Origin of the sequence: Veillonella sp. oral taxon 780 str. F0422, assembly GCF_000221605.1 — a bacterium.
GTDB lineage: Bacteria > Bacillota > Negativicutes > Veillonellales > Veillonellaceae > F0422.
Genome location: NZ_AFUJ01000023.1, coordinates 124,664 through 144,779, shown reverse-complemented (window position 1 = coordinate 144,779; position 20,116 = coordinate 124,664). Strand labels below are relative to the sequence as shown.

Below are 20,116 nucleotides of genomic sequence, written 5' to 3'. Positions count from 1 at the left end.
TTCCATAATAGATTGGATTCAGCCTCAGCGGGCGAGTTTCCTCATTAAATCAAATGATGCCAGCCGTCTACAGCTAAGAGAACATATATAATTATTGTTCCTTGCTAGTGCTTGTTAATTTAAACACGTTCATAGGAACGCCAGGACCCATAGTGGAGCTAAGTGTCACAGTTTTAATGTATTGACCTTTAGCTGCTGCAGGTTTAGCTTTAACAATAGTATCAACGATTGTACGGAAATTGTCAAGTAATTTCGCATCATCGAAAGATGCTTTACCGATAGGACATGCAATGATACCAGCTTTGTCTGTACGGTATTCGATTTTACCTGCTTTAATTTCGCTAACAGCACGAGCTACGTCAGGTGTTACAGTACCAACTTTAGGGTTTGGCATTAAGCCTTTAGGACCTAAAATTTTACCTAAACGACCAACTTGGCCCATCATGTCAGGAGTAGCTACAACAACGTCGAAGTCGCTGAAACCACCTTGTACTTTTGCTACTAATTCTTCGGAACCAACGATATCTGCGCCAGCATCCTCAGCTTCTTTAATTTTGTCGCCTTTCGCAAATACGAGTACGCGTTGAGTTTTACCTGTACCATGTGGTAATACAACGGCACCACGAACTTGTTGATCAGCGTATTTAGGATCGACGTTCAAATTGAAAGCGATTTCGATTGTTTCGTCGAATTTTGCAGTGGCAGTTTTCTTAACTAATTCAATACCTTCTACTGGTTCGTAGAATTTATCTGCTTCGATAAGTTTTACTGCTTCAGCATATTTCTTACCTACTTTTGCCATTTTTATTCCTCCTTATGTGGTGTAACGGGATGTCCCTCCCACCGATATGTGAGTCACATACCGTACGCTAATTAATCAACGATTTCAATGCCCATGCTGCGTGCAGTACCTTCTACCATACGCATAGCTTGCTCAACAGTGTTAGCATTTAAGTCAGACATTTTAAGTTCAGCGATTTCACGAACTTTATCGCGACCAACTTTAGCTACTTTATCACGGTTAGGTACTCCAGATCCTTTTGGGATACCTGCTGCTTTTTTCAATAAAACTGCAGCTGGTGGAGTTTTTGTGATGAAAGTGAAGCTTCTATCTTCGTATACAGTAATAACAACTGGGATGATAAGACCAGCTTGTTGAGCTGTTCTTTCGTTAAATTCTTTAACGAAGCCCATGATGTTAACACCTGCTTGACCCAAAGCTGGACCAATCGGTGGCGCTGGACTCGCTTTACCAGCCTCGCACTGTAATTTCACAACTTTACTAACTTTTTTAGCCATGGTGATTACACCTCCTTGCGTCAAAATGTGGTGGTAACGGAGCGAAATTGCCCCTCCCACTGGCAACCTCCCGGCTGCCTAAAAAGGTTAGAGTTATATAATATATTAAAGAATTTTCTCAACTTGAGAATATTCTACCTCTACTGGGGTTTCACGATTAAACATCTCTACATTTAAACGTAATTTTGCATGATCGTGATTGATTTCAGTAATAACGCCTGTTCTATCTTCAAAGGCACCGGATGTAATTCGGACAGTTTCTCCTACTTCAACATCAAGAGTTTGTACTGGTTCTTGATCTAAACCTTGAGACTTCAAGATATAAGCTACTTCAGAATCAGATAGTGGCACTGGTTTTGTTACAGAACCAACAAATCCTGTAACACCTGGTGTATTACGCACCACATACCAGGATTCGTCATTTACTTCCATTTCTACCAGCACATAGCCTGGAAAGACTTTGCGTTTTACTACTTTTTTTACGCCATCTTTTTCGTCGATTTCATCTTCCATTGGAATTAAGATGCGTGAAATCACATCTTCCATTCCCATAGCTTGAACTTTCAACTCCAAAGTGGTTTTTACTTTATTTTCGTAGCCTGAGTAAGTATGTAAGACATACCACTTTTTATCTGTTCCCATTAAAAAAGCCTCCTACTTTACAGCACTCTTTAACAACTTAAAAAGTTCTGCAAATACTGTGTCAACGATACCAATAATAACAGAAATTAAAATTACTGCTATAAATACGGCAATCGTATAGTTCACAAGCTCTTTTTTTGTAGGCCAGACTACTTTCTTGAGCTCAGATCGCACTTCACGAACGAATTTACCGTTACCATTTTGTTGTGCTTGAGCTTTTGAATTAGTTCCTGCCATGATATCACATCCTCACGTCAACAAATAATTAACAATTATTTTGTTTCACGGTGTAACGTGTGTTTACCACAGAATTTACAGAATTTATTCATTTCAATACGATCTGGGTTATTTTTTTGTTTTTGTTTGTCTGATAGTTACGTTGCTTGCATTCAGTACAAGCCATTGTTACTGCGTTACGCATCAGTTTACACCTCTCTTTAAAGTGCCTAGACGGCTATTACTTCATAAACATACTAATATAGACTACCACAAGTGGAAGCCTATGTCAAATGCAATCTAAAAAAGCCAGGTTTTTCCTGACCTCTATATTATTACATAGAACATCTTAAATAGCAAGTAGTTTCCTATGTTATTTATAAATTTTTCATTTACAAAATTGAATGATAGGACTATAATAAAACCATAATTTACCATGTTGCATGGAACACTAGCTCAGTTGGCAGAGCATCTGACTCTTAATCAGAGGGTCCAGGGTTCGAACCCCTGGTGTTCCACCACAGTTAGAACCGCACAACAGTGCGGTTCTTTTGTTATATAGACAGTCCTTTTACTTTATAACACCAATGCCCCTATGACACCACCCACAAGCAAGGTAATGTCATAGAATATAAATGTGGGCACGCAAGTATCCCATATATGATTGTGTTGTCCATCTGCATTGAGTCCTGATGTAGGCCCTAATGTAGAATCCGATGCTGGCGAACCTGCATCTCCTAAGGCTGCTGCGATACCGATTAATAAGATGATAGCCGGCACTGAAAAACCTAAATGCAATCCCATAGGAATATATATAGATGCAATCACTGGAATGGTACCAAAGGAAGTGCCTATTCCCATAGTAATTAGCAATCCCACAATAAGCATCACGATGGCACCTACTAATTTTGAATCAATAATAGTCACTGTGGCTGATACTAAATGTTCCACAGAGTTTGTTTCTCGCAATACGTTGGCATAACCTGCGGCAATTAACATGACAAAGGCAATAGTCCCCATCATGCGAATACCACCATCCACATCTTCATCCATTTTAGACCATTTGATAAGCCCTGTAGCAAAGAATACGGCCAATCCTGCTAACGCTCCTATGGGCAAAGATTTAAAATACAGCTGTGCTACAAAAGCCACTGCTGCCCCTGCTAATCCTTTCCAACAATCCGGCGTCATACGAGTTGTATGCTCTGTAGATTCTTCTTGCACCACCGCAATATCTTCATACTCACGACTTCGACTATAGTACACAATGGCAAGCAATAATCCTACCACCATGGATATACCACCAATCCACATGACAGAAGCTATATCAGAAATCGATACATTCACACCGTTCGCTACCATTTGATCTTTTATAATAGTCATAAACAGCAATCCAAAGCCAACTGGCAAAGATACATACGGTGCTTTCAACCCAAATGTTAAGGCACATGCCACCGCTCTACGGTCTAATTTCATTCGATTCATCACCACTAATAGGGGCGGAATCAAAATAGGAATGAAGGCAATATGCACAGGAATTAAGTTTTGCGAAAAACATGCTACGAAAGCGATAAGCAAGGTAAATGCTACTTTTTTCGTACCTACAATATTAGTAATCTTCTTGGTGACTACTGTAGCTAGCCCAGACCGTCCAATGACAATAGCTAAGGCTCCCAGTAAAATATAACTAAATGCAGTTTCCGAATTGCCGCCCATACCACCGATTAATGACTCAATCGTAGTAGTTACCGTCATCCCTCCTGCTAGGCCTGCCACTAAGGAAGCTACGATAACCGATAACAACACGTTAAATCGTAGCAAACACAGAATCGACATGGCGATGACTGATAACACTATGGGGTTTAACACTATATCCATTTAGGATCTCCTTCTTTTGTACTTACTCAGCTTGGAGCAACTGTTCTAGGTACGTTCGTTCCCATACATCTCCATAGCCATCTAATTGTTGCAATGCTATTGTACCATAGGTAGCCAAACTTTTAGAAAAAGCTTGATCCACCTCTGCACTAGGATACTCAGTTTTGAGGAAACAAATAGCCCAATGCACACGACCAACTTCTTGTCCATGTTGCTCTACTACACCATGAGATTGGGCAGATTCCAAATAGGATACAGCTGTCTGCGTATCTCCTTTAATTCGGGCTAACAAACCAAGGTATGCCTCAATAGTCGGTCTCCGTCGACTTATGGTATATTGCAAGCATAATTCATAGGACTTTTGAAAATAGGTAAATGCTAATTCATATTGCTGCAATGCAAAAGCTGTCATACCCGCATTGGTGGCAAATACAATCCATGAACTATATAGTTCCGTTTGATCACAATAGTCCAGTGCTTTTTTGTACATCTCTAATGCCGTCTCCAGACGAGACCGACTTTTTTCAATATCTCCTAAGTAGTTATAGGCCGCCCCGATATTAATAGCATATCTACGAGCCACAGTTTGGGTTACCGAGAATAAGCGTATAGATTCCTCTAGGAGGGGAATGGCCTGTTCTGGCTGACCTTCCATAATGAAAGCCAACGCTTTCAGTCTTAATATAACCCCAATCTCCTTTTTGAAATGGTACTGTTCTGCCAACGCAAGAGCCTTTGTGGTATATTGATGTATCTCTAGAATATGACGCATTTGCAAGTGATAATAAATCATCTCTTTATAGGCTTTCAACTTATAATTCGATGCTTCTTGTTCCGTACTTTCCTCTAATAATTCTTGAAAGTATCCTAACCCTCGCACCTTATCACCGACACTCATGTAATATTTACCTGCTCCGTATAGGTAAGGCAATTCTAGGGCCCGCACCTCTGGCACATCTCCATACAATGTGTACACATGAGCTAACTCATCTTCTATTTCCTGCAAGGCTTTACCCGTTACTTCTCCCATAAAATACCCTGCATAGACAGAGGATAATTCCCCTACCCCAAGTTCTGGAGAGGCATCTTTATTGAAGTTTAAATAATGCATAAAAGATTTTAATTTATACATTAAAGCTTTTTGGTATTGTCCTGCTTCACGGAAATGAAATTCTAGTTGCTTATAGCGAATCATATCTTCCTTAGAGTGTGTTAACCGTTTTTCCCAGGCTTCTCCCAAATAGGCATGCAAAATTTGACGGCGATCGATAGCCATTTGATCTCGTAAATACTCTTTGCACTTGAATTGCTTTAAACTATATTGCACTTCACCATGTTGTGTACGGTAATCAATGAATCCTTTTCTTTCCAACTCCTCTAAAGTTTGCAACAGACGTAGTTTGTCTATGCCCATATATTGTTCAATCATCCCTAATGGTGCTTCATTATAGAATAAACTGATAAACTCCGCCAATTTACGCTCTTCTTCAGATAAAGTATCGCATTTCTTGCTGTAGAGCAGTTCCATATCTTTAGTCAAACCATAAATAGAACCATATTCTTTCCATAGTTGCATACTTTCTATCAGCACTAACAGATTGCCTCGACTGACTTCTACTAATTGATCCACTATATCTGTGTCCTGTAACGTAGGTTCTCGGTCCAAGATAAAAGCTCGCATCCGTTCATCTGGTAAAGGCAATAAGGAAATACTTTGCAATGCTTTCTGCTGTTCTAAACTTTGCAAGGTTCGTTGATGCATGCCTTTTACTTCCTCTACGTCAGTGACAATAATCATAAGACGTTCAGACCTATGATGTAACAGCAATAAACTCAATAAAGAAAAACTTAAGGAGTCCATCCATTGCACATCCTCAAAAATCAATGTAAAAGGAATTTCTTCCGACACCTGTTCTAGCAGATTTGATACTGCTTGGTACACTACATCAAAAGGCAATGCTTCCGTTACTTCTAAAAAGCCCAAGTCTCGAGCCATACGTCGATCTAACTGTGGAAAGATTTCATAAATACGCCGTAATTCGATGTTTTCCAGACCTTGTAATTCTATTTCTTCAAGTATCTTTCCTACAATAGGAATCCACGCATGCAATAGCAAGCCTTGTTCCTCTTCATAACATTGGCTATCTAACACACATCGGTAGGGCTCTACTTTATCTCGTATATATTCTACGAGGCTCGTTTTACCGCTTCCAGTGTCTCCTGTAATACGCAAAGCTAAGGGAGCATCTTCAAAGAAGTGCAAGTACTTCTGCACCTCTCCTGCTTCTGCATCACGGCCTTTCAACATCGTATGTTCTACAAAGGACACCGCCTCTTGCTTTTGTACTTTTGATAAATGCATGGCTTCTCGAAGAGAGTTAGGTACACTTTCATCTAAATCATCTGCGTAAATACATTGTAGTTGATGGTATAACTGTTTCCCCATGGTCGTGAAACCTTGGCTCATAATCAGTTCCAAAATCGCACTAAACCGCTCTTCGTTATAGGGGTCATAGGACAATAGGACAGGAATATATCGCTCAATACAGGCGATATTTTTTTCCTCAATCCCTGCATCTACTAAATCATAGACCGCCTCCATGTACATAGATTTAAGACGACTTCGTTCCCCTAAATACCAATCTTCATAAGCCACTGCATCTTTTACATAAAATCCTTGTAAAAATTCCCCTTTGTAAATATCTATATATTGTTTAGGGTTCCTTTGAAATTGATGTACATCCACATAGATATGTGCTGTAGGATTCCATTGTAATACAGCGTTCCTCGGTGATACAAATACATCTGCCCCCAATAGCTTTTTTGCCTCATAAATGGCATTTCTTAAGTTTTTTCTGGCATTGACCTCCGATTTTTCCGGCCACAATAAACCGCTAATTTCATCTCGGAGGGCTACTCCTTTTACCACCATATAATAAATGAGCGCTTGTACTTTTCCATAGGTAAAAAAGATATCTTTCCCATCTACTTGTATCCGTGGTGTCCCTAATAAATGAATTTCTATCCCCATATGATTTCCTTCATTCCATTATGATGGGTCTTATATTTTAGCAAGACCTAACAATCGTTGTTCCTCTGCATCTAACACAGCTTCTATCTCTTCCATGCTATCTGCCAATTGTTTCACAAACTCTGCATCTTGTATAGATCCTAAATTGATTTTCACATTTAAAAAGGCACTCTTTACAGCAGCTCTTGCATTAATCACAGCAATCATCCCATCCGTAATGGCATTAGTATTTCCTTTTACAATGACTGTTTCCGTCAAGGGTAATAAAGTATATGCTAATTTACCAATTTCATAAGGCACTAAGGCTGCTTGTTTCGTGGTACGTTGTATTTCAGCTTTACGAAATACTTTTTCTTCATCTGTTTCTTTTGGTAATTTGAAAGCTCCCATTAATTCCATAAAAGCAGCACTATCTTTATTAATGTAGTGAACAAAGTCTTCTTTGACTTGGCTTACTTCTTTTTGAACAGCCTTCATCTCCTCATGGACCGCTTCATATTTTGCATTCCCAATTGTTAAATTCGCTACCATTTCAATTAAAGCGGCCGCCATAGCACCATTCATCGCCGCCACACTGCCACCTCCTGGGGCTGGTGCACTAGAACCAAGGTCACGAATAAACTCTAATACAGATGCATTATGTAATTCCATCATTCCTCCTAAAACAATCCTTTAATAGTCCCTTCTGCTGTTACATCCATACCAAGAGCTGCTGGTTGTTTCGGTAACCCTGGCATGACCATAATATTGCTTGTTTGACACACAATAAATCCAGCCCCATTGGCAATTCGTACATCTTGCACAGTAATCGTAAAGTCTGTAGGGGCTCCTAGTAACTCCGGATTATCACTTAAGGAATATTGTGTTTTTGCCACACATACCGGTAAGTCTGCCAATCCCCATTCTTCCAATTGAGCAATTTGCTTTTTCGCTGCACTGGTAAATTCTACACCATTGCCACCATAAATTTCTTTTACAATAGCCGTTAACTTATTAGGAATACTATCTTTCACATCGTATAAAGCAGTTGGCTTGATATCTGTTCCTTCAAGCATACCCATCACTTGTTTTGCCATATCAATACCGCCGGCTCCACCTTTTTCCCAGCATTCATTAAGGCTTACATCTACACCGTAATGATCACATAATTGCAATAATGCATCGATTTCAGCTGGTGTATCCGTAGCAAATTTATTAATACTCACTAATACTGGTAACCCAAAGGCTCTCATATTGGCGATTTGTTTCCCTAAATTCACAAAGCCCCGTTCTAGTGCTTTTACATTTTCTTTGGTCAACTCTGATTTTGGCACTCCTCCATGCATTTTTAAGGCACGGATAGTGGCTACGATGACCACTGCATCAGGGAAGATGTCTCCATAATGACACTTAATATGTAAGAATTTCTCTGCTCCTAAATCTGCCCCAAATCCCGCTTCTGTAATGACTACATCGCCTAATTTTAATCCTAGCTTGGTAGCAATGATAGAGTTACATCCATGGGCAATATTCGCAAATGGACCACCATGGATCAATACTGGTGTATGTTCTAACGTTTGTACTAAGTTAGGTTTGATAGCATCTTTCATGAGTAACGCCATCGCTCCTTCACAACCTAATTGATGAACAAATACAGGGTCTCCAGATAGGTTTGTACCAATTACAATACGACCAAATCGTGCTTTTAAATCTTCTAAATCACGAGCCAAGCATAAAATAGCCATTATTTCAGAGGCTACTGTAATCATGAAATGATCTTCCCTTGGTACACCACTCATAGGGCCACCCATACCAATGACCACATTACGTAAAGCACGATCATTCATATCTAATACGCGTTTCCAACTAATACGACGCACATCGATTTGTAGTGCATTACCTTGGAAAATATGATTATCAATCATTGCTGATAACAAGTTATTAGCCGCCGTTATGGCATGCATATCCCCTGTAAAATGAAGATTAATATCTTCCATTGGCACTACCTGAGCATAACCACCACCAGCAGCACCACCTTTGACACCAAATACTGGTCCTAAGGATGGTTCACGCAATACAGCAATACTATTCACACCAATTTGTTGCAAAGCTTGTGTCAATCCAATAGTAGTGGTAGACTTGCCTTCTCCTGCTGGTGTAGGCGTGATGGCTGTAACTAGTACCAGCTTACCATTCGGCGTATCCTGTAATCGTTCCATCGCATCAAAGGACACTTTTGCTTTATATTTTCCATATAATTCTAACTCATCTTCTGCTAAATTGCATCGTTTTGCAATTTCCACAATAGGTTCCATTTGTGCCTGTTGGGCAATTTCAATATCACTTAACATGAGTCTCCCTCCTTATACATCGCTATGCACTTGCATAACCATAACGCAGGTTACAGCAATTCTTTACTGTTCAAGAATTCCAACACTTTTCACTAGTACTATAGTAAAGAAATAGTCTATTACGAACATCATACAACGATTTACCATATTTCGTCTATCAATAATTACACTTAAAGCACTTTCCTTTTCTATAACAAGTTATAAAAAAACACCATATATCCAGAACTGGTATATATGGTGTTTATTTACATTCTATTATGCATGCGCATCTGCCATAGCTTCCAAATGTTTTTGTTCTAGAGCCGATACTTCTTCATCTGTTAGTGGGTGATCTATATATCGTTTTAAATCTTCTGCAGATACTTCTTGTTCCCATCGTCCCACAATAGCTGCAGCGATGCAATTACCTAACAAGTTACATACGGTACGACCCATATCTAACACACGGTCTATCCCCAAAATTAAAGCTAAGCCTTCCACTGGCAGTCCAAAGGCTGCACTTGTAGCTGCCACCACAATTAAGGAGCCGCCTGGTACCCCTGCAATTCCTTTAGTGGACAACATCAACGTAATCATCATTAAAATTTGTTGATCAATCGGAAATGGAACACCATAGACTTGTGCAATAAAGACAACCGCCAATGCAGAGTACAGCGTAGAGCCATCTAAGTTAAATGTATATCCCAAGGGAAGTACGAAGCTTACAATATGATTGGGAATCCCCATCTTTTTCAATTTCTCCATAGCAATTGGTAATGCTGCCTCTGATGCGGCTGTGGTAAACGCTAAGATAGTAGGCTCTTTCAATGCGATGAATAATTTAAATAAGTTCACTTTTGTTAAAGCCGATGCGATACCCAATACGATGGCAAGGAACACAATTAGCCCCGCATATAAAGTAAATACTAATTTTAATAATGGAATCAGCATTTCAATCCCAAAGGCACCAACTGTATACGCAATAGCACCAAAAATACCGATAGGAGAAATATACATGACATAATGGGTTACTCTAAACATGATGTGGGCTATACTTTTTGATAAGTCTACAATTTGTTTTCCCTCTTTACCCAAACTTGCTGCTGCAATAGCAAACATACAGCTAAAGAAGATAATTTGTAACATATCTCCACGAGCCATGGCGTCAATAATATTTGTTGGAATAATATTCACTAACATTTGCACATGGTCCATTTGACCTTTAGAGGCTGCTTTGTTAACGATATCCGTAGCGCCACCACTAGCTGTCAAATTCACACCCACTCCGGGTTCTACTACATTCACAGCAAACAATGCAATAAATAACGCCAACGTAGTAGCTAATTCAAACCATAGAATCGCTTTTCCCCCAAGACGACCTAATTTTTTAAAATCCCCTGTCCCAGCGATACCCATTACTAGGGAGCTAAAAATTAAAGGGACTACAATCATTTTAATCATGCGAATAAATACATCACCTAAAGGTTTTAATTGTTTCGCAAAATCTGGTGCCACTGCACCTACTAGCACACCAGCCAAAAGACCAATGCCTATCCACCCGGACAGTCCAATTTTCTTTAACATAGTATAGAATCTCCTTTTTACATACCAATACTTGCTTAGGTTATATAAAAAGAGGCGATGGTGTACAAGTACAGAATGTCTCTTTCGAACCTATTCTAAAATTCTATAGAAAGCATTATAACAAATCCTTTACAGAGATACAATAGTACAATTAATGTATACAAAAAATATAAAAATCTTTTTTCAAAAAATTTTTAATAAAAAGTTTTATATTTTGACATTCTTTTGACGCTTCTAGTTTATACTACACATAAAGAGTAGCAACACTATGATACTCTCTTTCTTGTGAAGTGATGTACGTATATTATAAACTCCTCAACTCCTTTATAGGGCCTAATAATATATGTATGCGACATAACCAGCTACCTCTACCATGCTACCTCTACGGTATGTCGCACATAAATACACATCCTTCATTCACATCTTTAGGTCTTCTCCTCTACTCTTCCCTACAGATGGCCTAAAGAACTCTATCAACGAATACCATGAGCATCTATTAGATGTACATGGTATTTTTTCTTTTTTGCTGCACTTATACTATTATATAATCTTAAGTATTTTGGCAACATTGTTACTCTCATCACCGTATAGTAAAACACAAAAAAAAGACTGCTTACATAGTAAATGTAAACAGTCTTTTTTGTATTGCAACGATCTCAGTATAACTAATTATGCTTGTTGTCCACCTACGTGTTCAAAGCTTGCTTGTTCTAAGGCTTCCACTTCTTCATCAGTCAAAGGATGTTCCATTAATTCTGACAAACGCTCCGCAGATACTTCGTTTTCCCAACGCCCTACCACAGCAGCTGCTAAACAGTTACCAGATAAGTTACATACAGTACGCGCCATATCTAATATACGGTCTACACCAAGGATTAATGCTAAGCCTTCTACTGGCAATCCAAAGGCCGCTGCTGTACCAGCAATAACAATCAATGATGCTCCTGGCACTGCTGCAATCCCTTTCGTGGATAACATCAACGTTAATACCATTAATAATTGCTGTTCTAATGGAAATGGCACACCGTACACTTGAGAAATAAATACTACCGCTAAGGAAGAGTACAACGTGGAACCATCCAAGTTAAATGTATATCCCAAAGGTAGTACGAAACTTACGACTTGGTTAGGAATACCAACCTTTTTCAATTTTTCCATGGCAATTGGCAATGCTGCTTCAGACGCCGCTGTAGAGAAAGCCAACACGATTGGCTCTTTCAATACTTTACCTAGTTTAAATAAGTTTACTTTTGTAAAGAAAGAAGCGATAGCAATGATAAGGATTAAGAATAACGCCAAACCACCGTATAAGGTGAATACTAACTTCATCAATGGCACTAGCATACCCAAGCCAAAGTTACCTACTGTATATGCAATGGCACCAAAGATACCGATAGGAGACACATACATGACATAGTGCGTCACTTTGAACATAATATGAGCCAAGTCTTTGGACAGTTCAACAATTTGTTTTCCTTCTTTACCAATACTTGCTGCTGCAATAGCAAACATACAGCTAAAGAAGATAATTTGCAACATATCACCACGAGCCATAGCGTCTACAATGTTCGTTGGAATGATATTTACCAACATTTGTACGTGGTCCATCTCGCCTTTTGCTGCTGCTTTATTAGCAATGTCTACGGCATTACCTGTAGCTGTTAAGTTCACTCCTACGCCCGGTTCAAATACATTAACTACGAATAACCCTACAAATAATGCCAGTGTAGTAGCAACTTCAAACCATAGAATAGCTTTGCCCCCTAAACGGCCTAATTTTTTAAAGTCCCCCGTACCAGCGATGCCCATGACAAGGGAACTGAAAATCAATGGTACTACGATCATCTTAATCATGCGAATAAATACATCGCCTAATGGTTTTAATTGTTTTGCAAAATCTGGGGCTACTGAACCTACTAATACACCTGCTAATAAGCCAATGACAATCCAGCCAGATAAGCCAAGTCTTTTTAATACTGCCATAAAATCTCCTTTTTCATAAATACTACCCTTTAAAGTCCATATAAAAAGAGGCACAGGGTACATGTACGATGTGTCTCTTTGTAGACCTTACTTATAAAATTCTATAGAATTATTATAGCAGATTTTTTCTAATTCTACAAGATTAACCCCCATAAAACAGGGTATTTATTCATATTTTTGTTTCTTTATTCTTTTTATCGAGTAAACGGCAACACTTTTACTAATGTTCCTCTCTCTAATCGATCACTATTACCTGGAATTTTAATTAAACCATTAGCTACCGATAAAGATTTTAAACCTCCCGATGTCATCCCTAAGTTAGGGTATGCCCAGCAGGACCCTGCTTCGTACCTAATATGTCCTTGATAATAGCGGTCAAGAGGGTGTTTTCTATCTGCCACTTCACCTAGGTAACATTCTATCCACCTAGTCATTACTGTCTGTCCAGATAACCGCTCTAACACAGGCAGCACCAATAAATAGAACTGATTCATCGCAGCCGTAGGATTACCAGATAAGCCCATGCACCATATACTATGGTCATCAATCGTAATGATACCACCGAAGGATGCAGCACCTGGGCGCATATGTAACCGTCGATACAATGTATTAGCCCCTAATCGTTCGTACAATTCAGGCATAGTATCATAGTCACCTACAGATACACCTCCGGTGCTGATAATCATATCTACCGGTCCCAATGTATCCAGCATATGTTGTACGGTAGCAATATTGTCATCTACTGTACCTGGCGCATCCGATAGATGGGCTACTCCCACTACATCAACACCTAAAGCATGTAAGGTGCCTTCTAGTAAATACCGATTAGAGTTATAAATATGCCCCACTCGTAGTGGCTCTGATGGATCTTGTACTTCACGCCCTGTGGTGAGCACAATAACTCTTGGCTTACGATACACTGAGACTTCACTATATCCTTGCCCCGCTAAAGTTCCAACTTGTTCCGCTTCCAATACAGTACCAGCAGGCAATAATTCTTGACCGATTTGTATATCTTCCCCTTCGAGGATAATATGTTGCCCCCGTTCTATGCGACTAGGTACAGTCACCTCTATATCGTTATTCCAAGTAAGAGCTTCTTTTACCACCACCGTATCTGCAGTGTCTGGTACCATGGCACCCGTCATAATGTGAATCCCTTCACCAGGCTCTAATTGACCTTGAAAGACTTCACCTGCGCCAATAGTCTCTAGTATACGATATGTCCTTGTATCTTCTGCATATCGAATGGCAATACCATCCATAGCCGAACGCCTAAAAGGAGGATAATTCATCTTAGCTAAAGCCGTCGTTCCTAGCACTCTACCATAGGAGTGTCCAATGGATACAGATTCCCTCTCTATTTTATATCTATTTTGGGTAAAAGGAGTTTCTAGCAACTGTAAGCCTTCTTCTACTGTTACTACTTGCATTATAACAACTCCTTCAATATCCAATCTGCTAATCGATCCATATCTTCATCGCTGAAACTAAATTGCTCGCAAATGGTATTCCCATCTAATGTATCATCTATATCTGTAACTACTGCCACAATATCTTCTAATTGCTGTAACCGTGTATCATTGTGATTGGCACGGACCACTTCAATAATAGGTGCCACCCCATGACTTCTACTTTCTAAGAGCACCAAATCTACTGGCATTTCATTGGCCAAACGAATGAGTTGCTGTTGTCGTTGCATACTTTCACCATGTACTACCATGGCATATCCATTGGGTCCAGCTATGGCCACCGCTTTAGCCCCTGCTTGACTAGCCTTCCATGTATCGGTACCTTCCTGATCCATGCTAAATCCATGACCGTCACTTTTCACCATCCCCACCACGATGCCTCGTTGTGAAAGGCGATTGATGAGAGACGTAGCCACCGCCGTTTTGCCCGACTTAGATTGGCTCGCACTAATGGTCACAATGGGAACAGAGCGTTCACGATTGGCAGATTTAGCTTTTGCCAACTTATAGGATAATCTAGTATTCACATTGCTATATAGCTCTGCTTCTTCAATCATATCCATTTCCATATAAGGAATCTTATCTAATACTCCGTGCATAGACACATCTTCACCTTCTAGAGATTCTTGAATCGTATCTAGCACCGATCGTTTATAAATGGCCGCTAATGGCTCGTATTCCTGTAATCCTACATAGGGAACCATAGCTAATAATTCGCCTTGTAAAAATGCATCTATATGCACTTCCCAAGACGGCAACCAGTGAAAGGAAAACCATGGCATATCTGCAGACACTACGATATAGGCTTCGCGAGTACCTACTGAAAGGGCTGATTGCAGTCCACTAAGAGGGCCTTTCATAGCAATTGTATCTGGCACTAATTGAATATGTCGACCAAAAGAACGAGCCTCTTCAATAATATGTGCCTCTGATTCTTCTAATTCGCGATTAATAGAAACTAAAATTTCTCCACATTCTGTGAGGACCGCCTTACGGAGCATTTCCCCTAATAAAGTGGTACTACCCCATGGTAATCTCGTTTTATCTGTCCCCATACGAGTGCTAAGTCCACCCGCTAACACAATAATTCCTAATTCAGAAATCATAGATATCTCCTGTCTAGATCTTTTCTTATTTATGGCTTGGTGTCACACGACCTAGTCCACGCATCACTGGCACATACAACAATGCCAATACTACAAGATTAATTACCATATCTGGCAACATATATGTTGCATTATACGTTAAGGAGTAAATCCAAGGACTTATCCCTTCTGGTGCATAAGATCCAAACACAACCACACCACTAATGGCAGACATGGCAAAGCGTGTTAAAATTGCATAAATTGCCCCAAAGAAGGCTTTCACAGTACTAGAACCACCAAAGAATCCTGCCATACCGATGGCACCATACGCCAAAATATAATCCAAAATAATGCTCATGTAATGAATGGAGAATTTAAATCCCACTAAAAAATGGACAATCCCATAGGCAACTCCCGTTAGCATGCCAGCACGACCACCCCAACGATAAGCATAAATTAAAAGGGGTACCAAATTAGCTGCTTTCACTGCACCACCTTGCGGCATTTGGTAAATCACATACATGCTCAGAATTTGTGCCATAGCGATGACTAGACCGCCTTCTACTAGCATTTTTGTTTTTCTTGAACTTGTATAACTCATATCTATCTCCTTTTTACACTATGATACATTGAAATATATTATCAAATTCTCTATTATATTTCTTTTTATTGTATCACTTTTAATCTATTTTTATCTATATATTTTTTCACAAAATACAGGATTCCTTTAGTACAAATTAGCATATCAAAAATGACTAAGTATATCCTTCCTATTGTTGCCAAGATAAGAGGTCTTATGTATAATAGATAAGGATTATGTCGTAATCCTAATTCTGTCTATTTAGGGGGCAATAAATAATGATCAATACTACAAACATTTTCGATTATGAAGACGTGCAATTGATACCGAATAAGTGTATCGTATCCAGCCGTAGCGAATGTGACACAACCGTGAAACTGGGAAATCATACATTCCGCTTACCAGTTGTGCCAGCTAATATGCAAACCATCATCGATGAAAAATTAGCAAAACAATTAGCGGCTGAAAACTATTTCTACATCATGCACCGCTTCCAACCAGAAAAACGTTTGGACTTTGTAAAAGACATGCATGAGGCAGGTTTATATGCATCTATTTCCATCGGTGTGAAACCAGAGGAATTTGAATTCGTTAAGGAATTAAAAGAAGCAAATCTATGCCCAGAATATATTACTATCGATATCGCTCACGGTCATTCCAACAGCGTTATCGACATGATTCAACACATTAAACGTGAGCTTCCTGAAAGCTTTGTTATCGCTGGTAACGTAGGTACTCCAGAGGCCGTTCGTGAACTAGAAAATGCTGGTGCTGATGCTACTAAAGTAGGCATCGGACCTGGTAAAGTATGTATCACAAAACTAAAAACTGGTTTTGGTACTGGTGGTTGGCAATTATCTGCTGTTCGTTGGTGTGCAAAAGCAGCCACAAAACCTATCATCGCAGACGGCGGTATCCGTGATCACGGTGACATTGCCAAATCTATTCGCTTCGGAGCTTCCTTTGTTATGATTGGCTCTTTATTCGCTGGTCATATCGAATCCCCAGGTAAAGAAGTGACTATTGACGGCGTAGCTTATAAAGAATACTTCGGCAGTGCTTCTGAACACCAAAAAGGGGAACGGAAAAATGTAGAAGGCAAAAAAATCACAATCCAATCCAAAGGCAGTATCTTCGACACATTGACTGAAATGGAACAAGATTTGCAATCTTCTATCTCCTACGCTGGCGGTACTACACTACAAGCCATCAAAAAAGTTGATTATGTCATTGTTAAAAACTCTATCTTTAACGGCGACCGGTAATCACATATACACGAGGACTCTTCTCTAGGAGGGTCCTCTTTGTATTGGAATACTTTTGAACCATGCATCTTATTTTATATACGAACAGAATATCCCTTACGAGATGTACCTTCTCCAATGCAAAAAGAGCTATTATCGACCTTATTTAGTCGTAATAGCTCTTTTTTCACATCCTCAGATGCACTATTTAAATTTAGGTCGTCTTCCTTCAGCAAAAGCACGCACACCTTCACGGAAGTCTTCTGTTTCTCCTAAGGAATTTTGGATTTTCACTTCTAATTCCGCATATTCCTCAAAATTTGTAAAGAAACTAGCCCACATCATTTGTTTCATCGCTCGGAAAGATTGAACTGGCCCTTTCGCCAAGCGTTGCACTAAACGATTCGTTGTGCGTTCCAAAATCTCTGGTTCACACACTTTATAGACAAAGCCATATTCCTTACCTTTTTCAGCTGTTACCGCTTCTCCTGTCATAGCCAGTTGCATAGCTCTGTTGATACCTACAGCACGACTCAACAAATACATACCACCTGCATCAGGTGCTAGTCCCACATTGACAAAGGCTTGAATGAAACGACTATTTGTTGAAGCTACGCACATATCTGCTGCCAACACCATATTGAAAGCCGCCCCTGCCACAGCACCATCAGTACACATAACAACAGGTTTTGGCAAATGCTTCATAGCTAAAGAAATTTCCATCACCAAGTGAGTAATCTCAAACAAGGACTCAGTATCATCTTCTTCTACAGCTCGTTTCATTTCTGTTAAGTCACCACCTACAGAAAAGACCTTACCTTCTGCTTTAAAGACTAATACACGGGCCTCATCAGTTTCCTTTACCACACGGATAGCATCCAGAATTTCTTGGCACATAGGCACATTAAAACCATTTTGTACTTCTGGACGATTAAATGTTATGGTCGCCACATTACCTTCGATGCTAAATATAATATTTTGATACGTCATACTTCACCTATTTTAATGTTTTCGTAGGATCTGCATCTACATCTTCTGGTTCTTCTTGTAATGTAAATGGTTTACCTACCCCATCATTACGCAAGCGATCTGCTTTAATTTTTGCCCAGTCGATAGGTTCCCCTTTTTCTAAGGCTTGACCTGTCACAGCATCTACTTTTACACTATATTCTTTTTCATCTTTATCCTGTGTGCGCACCATATAATGCACTTCATTATTTTCCGCTTTAATTTCCCATCCTCTAGTGAAAGAACCTTCTCCTACCAAAGCACGAGCTGCTACTTCTGCTTCTTTTGGGGAAATGACTTTCAACGGATTAAAGACTTTAGATGCTACATCTTTTGCTTTGCTAGAACGGAATTCACGCACTACTTTACCAGTAATTACGTCTACATCAATGGTAATTTTTTGTTTCGGTGTATACCCTACCACCACATACTGATAATTACCTTTTGATGGATCCAGTGTAATAGAGCTAACGGCTGCTTTTACATAACGGCCCACAAAGATACCTGCTACTTCACGCATGGACAATACCATGGATTGACCAGGTTGGCGCACCACCACTGTTTTATCATTTAAGTTAGAATATTCATTGATTTCAGCATGTGCTTGTGGCGCTACTGCAAAGGTTGTAGCAAATGCCATAGCTCCTACTAAGGCTAATGTACTTTTTTTCATTGGACTCTCCTATATATACAATTCTATGAACAAAACTTACATGACTATACTCCACGAAGTTTACATTCTCAATCTTGAGATATCTCTTTCATTATACCGTATCTATGCAATTTCTTCAATATAATACATAGTTACTCAAAGTAAAAACGCTCCTACCTAAGTAAGAACGTTTTTATATACATTATAGATATTTACTAATTACTGCTTGTAATGCTTCTGGTTGTTGATCTTTCCATGTGTCAAAATCTTGTCCTGCTACTTCCAGTGCTTTCACAAGGTCAATGAAGAATTGAGGAATATCTTCCACTGTGACTACACCCACTTCATCAGACATACGTGGGCCTTCTAATTCACCATTACCGTTGATGAACACTTTGAAAGCTGGTTGCGGTTTACTATCCACTAGTTTAGTAAAACCATGAAGCCCTAAGGAGCCTACTTGATGTGTACCACAAGAAGATAAACATCCAGATACATGTAATTGTGGTAAACGATCGGTAGATAATCCTTGCGCTTCTAAGGTCTTCTTAATTACTTTTACCAATCCAGAAGAATCTTGGAACCCGAGTTGACAAATCGTAGCACCTACGCAAGATACAGTGTGCTCGAAGTTATTTTTCGCATGAGTATCAGCGATAATAGCCGCTACTGCATCCGCTTCTTCTCCTGTTAAGTTTACGATGTACACAGATTCATCACCACAAATACGGATTTCTGTTTCTTCTAAACCGCCTACGTAATCAAATAATTTTACGAATACGTCGATTGGCGGTGTACCTACTAATGGTTTGTATTGGATGTAGTACAAGCCTTCTTGCTTTTGTGGCTCTGCCAACGGTGTAGCCGGTGTTGTGGTACCTACTTTTTTCACTTCATAAGGCGCCACAAACAATGTCAAATCATGGGCTGCTTTAGATTTTTCTAAATATTCATGATACGCTTTACGGAACTCTTCTTCCCCTAAGCGTTGTGCAATGAAACGAGAACGTGCTTTACCACGATTGTTAAAGTCACCCAATTCATGATACAAATGCAACATGCCATCGATATGTTGTAATGTTTCTTTTGGATCTACATTTTCTGCTACTAACACGCCGAATGCAGAACCACCA

17 protein-coding genes, 1 tRNA gene and 1 pseudogene are annotated in these 20,116 nt (G+C 39.5%); 2 read left to right on the top strand and 17 right to left on the bottom strand.

The genetic code is table 11. The features are described 5' to 3' along the window. Positions 1-91: 91 nt before the first annotated feature. The 5 genes and pseudogenes from rplA to rpmG all read right to left on the bottom strand — a co-directional run bounded on the left by rplA (position 92) and on the right by rpmG (position 2,362). On the bottom strand, positions 92-802 hold the full coding sequence (gene rplA, locus HMPREF9200_RS03310; RefSeq protein WP_009353433.1) for a 50S ribosomal protein L1: 711 nt from the start codon (positions 800-802) through the stop codon (positions 92-94). A 71-nt stretch (positions 803-873) separates the two neighbouring features. Continuing rightward, the gene (gene rplK, locus HMPREF9200_RS03305; RefSeq protein WP_009353276.1) at positions 874-1,299 is read right to left on the bottom strand and encodes a 50S ribosomal protein L11; all 426 of its coding nucleotides are present in this window, start codon (positions 1,297-1,299) and stop codon (positions 874-876) included. A 105-nt stretch (positions 1,300-1,404) separates the two neighbouring features. Beyond that, positions 1,405-1,941, bottom strand: coding sequence for a transcription termination/antitermination protein NusG (gene nusG / locus HMPREF9200_RS03300; protein ID WP_009353394.1), 537 nt, complete (start codon positions 1,939-1,941; stop codon positions 1,405-1,407). Between the two features lie 12 nt (positions 1,942-1,953). Next, positions 1,954-2,178: a preprotein translocase subunit SecE gene (secE, locus tag HMPREF9200_RS03295; RefSeq protein WP_009353261.1), complete on the bottom strand. Its 225-nt coding sequence runs from the start codon at positions 2,176-2,178 to the stop codon at positions 1,954-1,956. A gap of 35 nt (positions 2,179-2,213) precedes the next feature. After that, positions 2,214-2,362: pseudogene (gene rpmG, locus HMPREF9200_RS08295) on the bottom strand (50S ribosomal protein L33). Between the two features lie 240 nt (positions 2,363-2,602). On the opposite strand from rpmG, the gene HMPREF9200_RS03290 reads away from it, so the two are divergent. Next, a tRNA-Lys gene (locus tag HMPREF9200_RS03290) sits at positions 2,603-2,678 on the top strand. A 55-nt stretch (positions 2,679-2,733) separates the two neighbouring features. On the opposite strand, the gene HMPREF9200_RS03285 is transcribed toward HMPREF9200_RS03290, so the two are convergent. From HMPREF9200_RS03285 to thiT, 9 genes are all read right to left on the bottom strand, one after another. Continuing rightward, entirely contained in the window at positions 2,734-4,035 is a 1,302-nt protein-coding gene (locus tag HMPREF9200_RS03285) for a Na+/H+ antiporter family protein (RefSeq protein WP_009353426.1), read from the bottom strand. Positions 4,036-4,057: 22 nt separating this feature from the next. Beyond that, entirely contained in the window at positions 4,058-7,066 is a 3,009-nt protein-coding gene (locus HMPREF9200_RS03280; RefSeq protein WP_009353365.1) for an AAA family ATPase, read from the bottom strand. Between the two features lie 30 nt (positions 7,067-7,096). Further along, positions 7,097-7,717 carry a cyclodeaminase/cyclohydrolase family protein gene (locus HMPREF9200_RS03275; protein ID WP_009353292.1) on the bottom strand — a complete coding sequence of 207 codons (621 nt, stop codon included), beginning with the start codon at positions 7,715-7,717 and terminating at the stop codon, positions 7,097-7,099. An 8-nt stretch (positions 7,718-7,725) separates the two neighbouring features. Further along, positions 7,726-9,396, bottom strand: a complete 1,671-nt coding sequence (locus HMPREF9200_RS03270) for a formate--tetrahydrofolate ligase (protein ID WP_009353428.1) — start codon at positions 9,394-9,396, stop codon at positions 7,726-7,728. A gap of 255 nt (positions 9,397-9,651) precedes the next feature. After that, on the bottom strand, positions 9,652-10,959 hold the full coding sequence (locus HMPREF9200_RS03265; protein WP_009353362.1) for a dicarboxylate/amino acid:cation symporter: 1,308 nt from the start codon (positions 10,957-10,959) through the stop codon (positions 9,652-9,654). Positions 10,960-11,628: 669 nt separating this feature from the next. Next, complete coding sequence (locus HMPREF9200_RS03260) at positions 11,629-12,942, bottom strand: dicarboxylate/amino acid:cation symporter (RefSeq protein ID WP_009353408.1); 1,314 nt, start codon at positions 12,940-12,942, stop codon at positions 11,629-11,631. Between the two features lie 194 nt (positions 12,943-13,136). Next, on the bottom strand, positions 13,137-14,375 hold the full coding sequence (locus HMPREF9200_RS03255) for a molybdopterin molybdotransferase MoeA (protein ID WP_009353284.1): 1,239 nt from the start codon (positions 14,373-14,375) through the stop codon (positions 13,137-13,139). Then, positions 14,375-15,520, bottom strand: a complete 1,146-nt coding sequence (locus HMPREF9200_RS03250; protein WP_009353359.1) for a molybdopterin-guanine dinucleotide biosynthesis protein MobB — start codon at positions 15,518-15,520, stop codon at positions 14,375-14,377. Before HMPREF9200_RS03250 ends, HMPREF9200_RS03255 begins: the two co-directional genes overlap by 1 nt. 25 nt (positions 15,521-15,545) lie before the next feature. Further along, a complete protein-coding gene (gene thiT / locus HMPREF9200_RS03245) occupies positions 15,546-16,100 on the bottom strand; it encodes an energy-coupled thiamine transporter ThiT (RefSeq protein WP_009353306.1) in 555 nt (184 codons plus the stop codon). 257 nt (positions 16,101-16,357) lie between these two features. Here thiT and guaC point away from each other — a divergent pair, with 257 nt between their 5' ends. After that, positions 16,358-17,344, top strand: a complete 987-nt coding sequence (guaC, locus tag HMPREF9200_RS03240) for a GMP reductase (RefSeq protein ID WP_009353369.1) — start codon at positions 16,358-16,360, stop codon at positions 17,342-17,344. A 183-nt stretch (positions 17,345-17,527) separates the two neighbouring features. Here guaC and HMPREF9200_RS03235 read toward each other — a convergent pair whose 3' ends face one another. From HMPREF9200_RS03235 to HMPREF9200_RS08425, 3 genes are all read right to left on the bottom strand, one after another. Next, entirely contained in the window at positions 17,528-18,313 is a 786-nt protein-coding gene (locus HMPREF9200_RS03235) for an enoyl-CoA hydratase (RefSeq protein ID WP_009353363.1), read from the bottom strand. 7 nt (positions 18,314-18,320) lie between these two features. Continuing rightward, a complete protein-coding gene (locus HMPREF9200_RS03230; protein WP_009353293.1) occupies positions 18,321-19,004 on the bottom strand; it encodes a PepSY domain-containing protein in 684 nt (227 codons plus the stop codon). Positions 19,005-19,185: 181 nt separating this feature from the next. After that, positions 19,186-20,097: a nitrite/sulfite reductase, 4Fe-4S iron-sulfur cluster-binding domain protein gene (locus HMPREF9200_RS08425; RefSeq protein ID WP_009353304.1), complete on the bottom strand. Its 912-nt coding sequence runs from the start codon at positions 20,095-20,097 to the stop codon at positions 19,186-19,188. Between the last annotated feature and the right edge of the window lie 19 nt (positions 20,098-20,116).

Bases quoted from the DNA above. Each gene is read 5' to 3' on its own strand.
- rplA (WP_009353433.1), bottom strand. From the start codon at position 802: ATGGCAAAAGTAGGTAAGAAATATGCTGAAGCAGTAAAACTTATCGAA.
- rplK (WP_009353276.1), bottom strand. From the start codon at position 1,299: ATGGCTAAAAAAGTTAGTAAAGTTGTGAAATTACAGTGCGAGGCTGGT.
- nusG (WP_009353394.1), bottom strand. From the start codon at position 1,941: ATGGGAACAGATAAAAAGTGGTATGTCTTACATACTTACTCAGGCTAC.
- secE (WP_009353261.1), bottom strand. From the start codon at position 2,178: ATGGCAGGAACTAATTCAAAAGCTCAAGCACAACAAAATGGTAACGGT.
- HMPREF9200_RS03285 (WP_009353426.1), bottom strand. From the start codon at position 4,035: ATGGATATAGTGTTAAACCCCATAGTGTTATCAGTCATCGCCATGTCG.
- HMPREF9200_RS03280 (WP_009353365.1), bottom strand. From the start codon at position 7,066: ATGGGGATAGAAATTCATTTATTAGGGACACCACGGATACAAGTAGAT.
- HMPREF9200_RS03275 (WP_009353292.1), bottom strand. From the start codon at position 7,717: ATGGAATTACATAATGCATCTGTATTAGAGTTTATTCGTGACCTTGGT.
- HMPREF9200_RS03270 (WP_009353428.1), bottom strand. From the start codon at position 9,396: ATGTTAAGTGATATTGAAATTGCCCAACAGGCACAAATGGAACCTATT.
- HMPREF9200_RS03265 (WP_009353362.1), bottom strand. From the start codon at position 10,959: ATGTTAAAGAAAATTGGACTGTCCGGGTGGATAGGCATTGGTCTTTTG.
- HMPREF9200_RS03260 (WP_009353408.1), bottom strand. From the start codon at position 12,942: ATGGCAGTATTAAAAAGACTTGGCTTATCTGGCTGGATTGTCATTGGC.
- HMPREF9200_RS03255 (WP_009353284.1), bottom strand. From the start codon at position 14,375: ATGCAAGTAGTAACAGTAGAAGAAGGCTTACAGTTGCTAGAAACTCCT.
- HMPREF9200_RS03250 (WP_009353359.1), bottom strand. From the start codon at position 15,520: ATGATTTCTGAATTAGGAATTATTGTGTTAGCGGGTGGACTTAGCACT.
- thiT (WP_009353306.1), bottom strand. From the start codon at position 16,100: ATGAGTTATACAAGTTCAAGAAAAACAAAAATGCTAGTAGAAGGCGGT.
- guaC (WP_009353369.1), top strand. From the start codon at position 16,358: ATGATCAATACTACAAACATTTTCGATTATGAAGACGTGCAATTGATA.
- HMPREF9200_RS03235 (WP_009353363.1), bottom strand. From the start codon at position 18,313: ATGACGTATCAAAATATTATATTTAGCATCGAAGGTAATGTGGCGACC.
- HMPREF9200_RS03230 (WP_009353293.1), bottom strand. From the start codon at position 19,004: ATGAAAAAAAGTACATTAGCCTTAGTAGGAGCTATGGCATTTGCTACA.